The 5,435-nt window shown below is 67.5% G+C and carries 6 protein-coding genes and 2 pseudogenes; 2 read left to right on the top strand and 6 right to left on the bottom strand.

Annotation, left to right across the window (positions count from 1 at the left end):
* Positions 1–22: 22 nt before the first annotated feature.
* Both J7E68_RS19700 and J7E68_RS19695 read left to right on the top strand, forming a co-directional pair.
* A pseudogene (locus J7E68_RS19700) lies at positions 23–268 on the top strand (peptide ABC transporter ATP-binding protein); the annotation flags it as partial.
* A 97-nt stretch (positions 269–365) separates the two neighbouring features.
* Positions 366–653 (top strand): hypothetical protein, encoded by a 288-nt coding sequence (locus J7E68_RS19695; protein ID WP_311416755.1) that lies wholly within the window; start codon positions 366–368, stop codon positions 651–653.
* A gap of 110 nt (positions 654–763) precedes the next feature.
* On the opposite strand, the gene J7E68_RS08650 is transcribed toward J7E68_RS19695, so the two are convergent.
* From J7E68_RS08650 to J7E68_RS08625, 6 genes and pseudogenes are all read right to left on the bottom strand, one after another.
* On the bottom strand, positions 764–1,042 hold the full coding sequence (locus J7E68_RS08650; protein WP_215171745.1) for a type II toxin-antitoxin system RelE/ParE family toxin: 279 nt from the start codon (positions 1,040–1,042) through the stop codon (positions 764–766).
* Entirely contained in the window at positions 1,039–1,314 is a 276-nt protein-coding gene (locus J7E68_RS08645) for a type II toxin-antitoxin system Phd/YefM family antitoxin (protein WP_215171744.1), read from the bottom strand. The genes J7E68_RS08650 and J7E68_RS08645 overlap by 4 nt, the downstream gene beginning before the upstream one ends.
* A gap of 60 nt (positions 1,315–1,374) precedes the next feature.
* A complete protein-coding gene (locus J7E68_RS08640) occupies positions 1,375–1,776 on the bottom strand; it encodes a DUF779 domain-containing protein (RefSeq protein WP_215171742.1) in 402 nt (133 codons plus the stop codon).
* Positions 1,777–1,843: 67 nt separating this feature from the next.
* The gene (locus tag J7E68_RS08635) at positions 1,844–3,409 is read right to left on the bottom strand and encodes an aldehyde dehydrogenase family protein (RefSeq protein ID WP_215171740.1); all 1,566 of its coding nucleotides are present in this window, start codon (positions 3,407–3,409) and stop codon (positions 1,844–1,846) included.
* Between the two features lie 109 nt (positions 3,410–3,518).
* Positions 3,519–4,844 (bottom strand): GAF domain-containing protein, encoded by a 1,326-nt coding sequence (locus J7E68_RS08630; protein WP_215171738.1) that lies wholly within the window; start codon positions 4,842–4,844, stop codon positions 3,519–3,521.
* A gap of 240 nt (positions 4,845–5,084) precedes the next feature.
* Positions 5,085–5,435, bottom strand: a pseudogene (locus J7E68_RS08625) (CCA tRNA nucleotidyltransferase); the annotation flags it as partial.

The raw sequence follows: 5,435 nt of genomic DNA, 5'->3' as shown, positions 1-5,435 counted from the left end.
CGGCGGGGGGAAGTGGACGGTCCTGCGTCTGCTGCTGGGGCTCGCAGCGCCGCGAGAGGGGCAGGTGATGTTCGACGGCGCACCCCTGTCGTTGCGGGACCGCGCGCAGATGCGTCGATTCCGGGCGAGCGTGCAGCCGGTGTTCCAAGACCCGTACTCGTCGCTGGATCCCCGCCAGCGCATCGACCGCATCATCGGCGAGCCGCTGCGCTCTCTCGGCCTCGCCTCGGGTGCAGACGCGCAGCATCGCATCGCCGAATCCCTCGCGTCGGTCGGCCTCCCCGCCGACACCGCCCGCCGCTATCCGCACGAGTTCTCGGGCGGNNTCGGGCGGTCAGCGCCAGCGCATCGCGATCGCCCGGGCCGTGGTCTCGCGCCCTCGCGTGCTGCTCGCCGACGAGCCGGTCAGTGCGCTCGACGTCACGACGCGCGTGCAGGTGCTCGAACTGCTCGACCGCCTGCGTCGAGAGAACGGCCTGTCGCTCGTGATGGTGTCGCACGACCTCACCGCGATCGCCTCGGCGTGCGACCGCACGGTCGTGCTGCAGCACGGTCGCGTCGTCGAGCAGGGTGCGACGGCATCCGTCCTGCACGCCCCGCAGGACCCCTACACCCGGGCGCTGGTCGACGCGGTACCGCGCCTTCCCCGCTGAGTCGGACCAGGCGCTCGTCTGCCACGCTTTCCGCAACGCGAACGCTGACGCATCCAGGTGAGGCGGCGATGGGGATGACGTATAGACGGAAGGCGCGGCCCAACAAAAGGTCAGTTCATACCGGGAGCCGGCGGTCGATACGCGTCGCGTCGGTGCCTCGCACGCACCACGATGAGTTGGTTCGGCTCCTCGAGATAGAACAGCACCCGATAGTCGCCTCGGCGCGCCGATTGCAGTCCTTCGAAGTCCTCCAGTAGCGGCTTACTCATCCGGAGCGGGTTCTCGGGCAAGGTATGAACGGTGAACTCCACAATCGCCTGCGCGATCTTCGGCGGTAGTCCATCGAAGTCCCGCCAGGCGGAATCGGCGAATGACGTGACCCAGTTCACCGGGGTCGAACGCCGTACCGCTTCATCGTGTCTTCGGCGCTGCGGAGCTCGCCGGCCCCGGACTGCCGGCGAGCGTCATCCACGTCTTCACGAGTCCCCCCCTGGGAGAACCAGAACAGGGTCTCATACAGCGAGTCCAGAGCATCCTTGTTCACCAGCACCGCTGCACTGCGTCCATGGCGAGTGATCTCGATCGTCTCGTGCTCACGTTCCACTTGGTCGACGAGACGTGACAGGTGATCCTTCGCCTCACTGAGCGGTATGATCTGCATGGACAAAGATTAGCCCGAAGTCTGGCCTATATCTAGCCTGACTCCAGGCCATCTGTCCGCTCAGCCTGCCGAACCCGTGAGCCCGAAGTACGCCAGCTCCGCGTCGTTCAGCATCCGCGAGCGGATCAGGAATCGCATGCCCGTCGGTCCCTCGACCGAGAAGCCGGCACCGCGCCCCGGCACGACGTCGATGGTGAGGCGCGTGTACTTCCAGTACTCGAACTGCGACTCCGACATGAAGACCTCGACCGGGTTTTCGAGGCCCACGTCGAGCGAGCCCAGCAGCACGTCGCTCGGCCCGGTGATGAACATCCCGACCGGATAGCACATGGGTGAGGAGCCGTCGCAGCATCCGCCCGACTGATGGAACATCAGGGGTCCGTGCTGCACGGTGAGATCGCGGACGAGGGATGCCGCGGCATCCGTCACGTCCACCCGTTGGTAGGTGCCGATGCTGACCATGGTGCGAGCCTTCCTGCAGGTGGTTCCGAGCGGACGCTGAGGGTGCAGCGCCCGCCCGGGGTCGAGCTCAGAAGAAGCCCATCGGGCCTTCTGCGTACGAGACCAGCAGGTTCTTGGTCTGCTGGTAGTGGTCGAGCATCATCTTGTGGTTCTCGCGCCCGACGCCCGACTGCTTGTATCCGCCGAAGGCCGCGTGCGCGGGGTACTGGTGATACGTATTGGTCCAGACGCGACCGGCCTCGATCGCACGACCCGCGCGGTACGCGGTGTCGCCGCTGCGACTCCACACTCCGGCGCCGAGTCCGTAGAGCGTGTCGTTCGCGATCGAGATCCCGTCGTCGAAGTCGTCGAACGAGGTGACCGAGAGCACCGGCCCGAAGATCTCCTCCTGGAAGATGCGCATGTCGTTGGTGCCCTCGAAGACGGTCGGGGCGACGTAGAAGCCCTCGCTGAGATCGCCGCCGAGATCGACCCTGTCGCCACCCGTGAGCAGCCGGGCTCCACCCTGCTTGCCGATGTCGATGTAGCTGAGGATCTTCTCCAGCTGATCGTTCGACGCCTGCGCTCCGATCATCGTGGCCGGGTCGAGGGGGTTGCCCTGCACGACCTTTCCGACGCGCTCGAGGCCGTCGGCGAGGAAGCCGTCGTAGATCGACCGCTGGATCAGCGCGCGCGAGGGGCAGGTGCAGACCTCCCCCTGGTTCAGCGCGAACATCGTGAACCCCTCGAGCGCCTTGTCGTAGAACGGGTCGGCGGTGTCGCGCGCGACATCTTCGAAGAACACGTTCGGGCTCTTGCCCCCGAGTTCCAGCGTCACGGGGATCAGGTTCTGCGACGCGTACTGCATGATCAGGCGACCGGTCGTGGTCTCACCCGTGAAGGCGACCTTGCGGATTCGCTTGTGCTGCGCGAGCGGTGCACCCGCCTCGATGCCGAAGCCGTTGACGATGTTCACGACACCGGCGGGCAGCAGGTCGCCGATGATGTCGAAGAGGAACAACAGCGACGCCGGCGTCTGCTCGGCCGGTTTGATGACCACGCAGTTGCCCGCGGCGAGCGCCGGTGCGAGCTTCCACACGGCCATCAGGATCGGGAAGTTCCAGGGGATGATCTGGCCCACCACTCCGAGCGGCTCGTGGAAGTGGTAGGCGACGGTGTTCTCGTCGAGCTGGCTGATGCCGCCCTCCTGAGCGCGCAGCACGCCGGCGAAGTAGCGGAAGTGGTCGACCGCGAGAGGGATGTCGGCCGCCAGCGTCTCGCGCACCGGCTTGCCGTTCTCCCACGTCTCGGCGACCGCGATCTCTTCGAGGTGCTGCTCGATGCGGTCGGCGATCCTGTTGAGGATGACGGAGCGCTCGGCGGGGCTGGTCTTTCCCCAGGTGGCGAAGGCCTTCCAGGCGACGTCGACGGCACGGTCGATGTCTTCGACGGTTCCGCGGCCCACCTCGGTGAACGCCTTGCCGTTGACCGGGCTGACGTTCTCGAAGTACTGGCCTTTGACCGGGTCGACGAACTCGCCGCCGATGTAGTGCCCATACCGCGGACGATAAGTGGCGAGGGCTCCCTGCTGACCGGGAGCGGCATACGCGGATGACGCGGAAGCGGTGGACACGTCTTCTTCGACGATGGTCATCGGTGACTCCTTCGACGGGCCGTGGCGTCGGTGCCGGTGGCTGTGCTTCGAAGGTAGGTCGGCGGGGGTTGCGCACGGATGCGCAACGTTGCGGCGGGTTGCGAGGGGGTCAGTCCGCTTCGATGCGCTCGATGCGCGTGACCAGCCCCGCCCGCTTCGGCGATCGGGCGGGGAGCATCTCGAGCGCGAGGCGCAGTGCTGCGGCATCCCGCTGACCCTCGGGGATGTCGGCGTAGGCGAGCAGCACGTCGAGGCTCGCCTCCGACAGCATCGCCTCGCGCAGCGCCGCTCTCACGGACTCGCGGAACTCCTCGACTCCGGGCGACGTCGACTCGGGGAGCACCGGTCCGTGATAGGCGGTGAGGGCGACGCGATGGGCTCCGCGGTCCAGCAGCGACAGCACGTCGTGGGCATCCGTCTCGAGCGGCACCGAGAGCCGATACGGACGGGACTCGGGTACGAGGCTCGGCGCGTGCTTCTCGAGCACTTTGCGCAGCCGCACCATCTCGGGGCGAAGAGTGTCGGCCGAGGCGTCGGGTCCGTAGACCAGCTCGCTCAGCCGTTCGGCCGACAGTCCCTGCCGGTGCACGGCGAGCATGAGCAGGATCGCCGCGTGCCGCGCGCTGAGGTCGATGACCGATTCCTCGAGTTCGGTCTCGGTCTCCAGTCGCGCCCTGTCTCTGCCGAGCACGTGCAGGATCGCGCGGGTGGTCGGCTTCGCCCGCGACGAGATCGTGGTCGGCCGGTGGGATTCGCTGCGGGCACGCAGGCGCGAGACCAGGAGTTCCGACTCGACGGCGCGTGCGGTGGCATCCACCAGCAGCCGCGCCTGCGTCGAGACGACCTCATCGCCGCCGGTGATGTCGAGCACGCCGAGCACGCGATGCGTCTCGGGATCGCGCACGGGCGCCGCGGTGCACGACCACGGATGCACCAGACGGTTGTAGTGCTCGGCGCCGCGGATCTGCACCGTCTGCGCGAGGGTCAGCGCCGTGCCGGGCGCGGTCGTGCCGACGGCATCCTCGGCCCAGTTCGCCCCGGCGACGAATCCCATGCCCTCGGTGATCGTCTGCAGCTGGCGGTCGCCCTCGATCCACAGCAGCCGCCCTGCCTGGTCGCCCACGGCGATGATGACACCGGACTCCTCCATGTCGCCGGGCAGCAGCAGCGCGCGGATCATGTCCATGGCGGATGCGAGCGGATGAGCGAGCCGATAGGCCTCGAGCTCCTCGCTCACGAGCTCGATCTGCGGAGCCCCCTCTGGCCTGACGCGGCCACGCCACGATCGCACCCACGACTCGCGCACGAGCGGACGCACCTGCTCGAGCCGGTGATCCTCGAGGTTGCCGGCGAGGAGCTCTTCGTGCGCACGCTCGATCAGCAGACGAGAGGCCTCAGGAGGGCCATCACGTGACACCTGCCACGACGCGACCACAAGCGCCTCCGTTCGTCGTCGGTGGAGCGTTACCTCAGTGTAGGAGCCGGATGCCGCGGGCGGAAGGAGCGATATTTCGGCTCTGGGCACGGATCTGTGCACGGATCTGTGCACGGATGTGTGCACGGATGTCTGCACACCTGCATGCTCAGATCACGGATGCAGGTTCATATCCGTGATCCGCGCCTGCAGGTGTCATCCGGGCCTGCACGTGTGCACACAGGCACGGGGTGACCGGACTCAGCCCCGGGCAGCCCACCACTCACGGAGGCGCTGCTCGGAGGCATCCTGACCGATGACTCCCTCGTCGAGACGCAGCTCGAGCAGGAACCTGTAAGCCTCGCCGACCTCACGACCGGGGGCGATGCCGAGGATGCTCTGGATCTGATTGCCGTCGAGCTCGGGGCGGATGGAGTCGAGCTCCTCCTGCTCGCGCAATGCGGCGATGCGCGCCTCGATGTCGTCGTAGGCCGACGCGAGGCGCGAGGCCTTGCGCTTGTTGCGCGTGGTGACGTCGGCGCGGGTCAGGATGTGCAGGCGCTCGAGCTGGTCGCCGGCGTCGCGCACATAGCGGCGCACCGCGGCATCCGT

Source organism: Microbacterium sp. ISL-103 (assembly GCF_018613995.1).
In the GTDB taxonomy this organism is placed as follows: domain Bacteria; phylum Actinomycetota; class Actinomycetes; order Actinomycetales; family Microbacteriaceae; genus Microbacterium.
The sequence above is the reverse complement of the archived record's forward strand: the minus strand, read 5'-3'. Positions and strand labels throughout refer to the sequence as shown.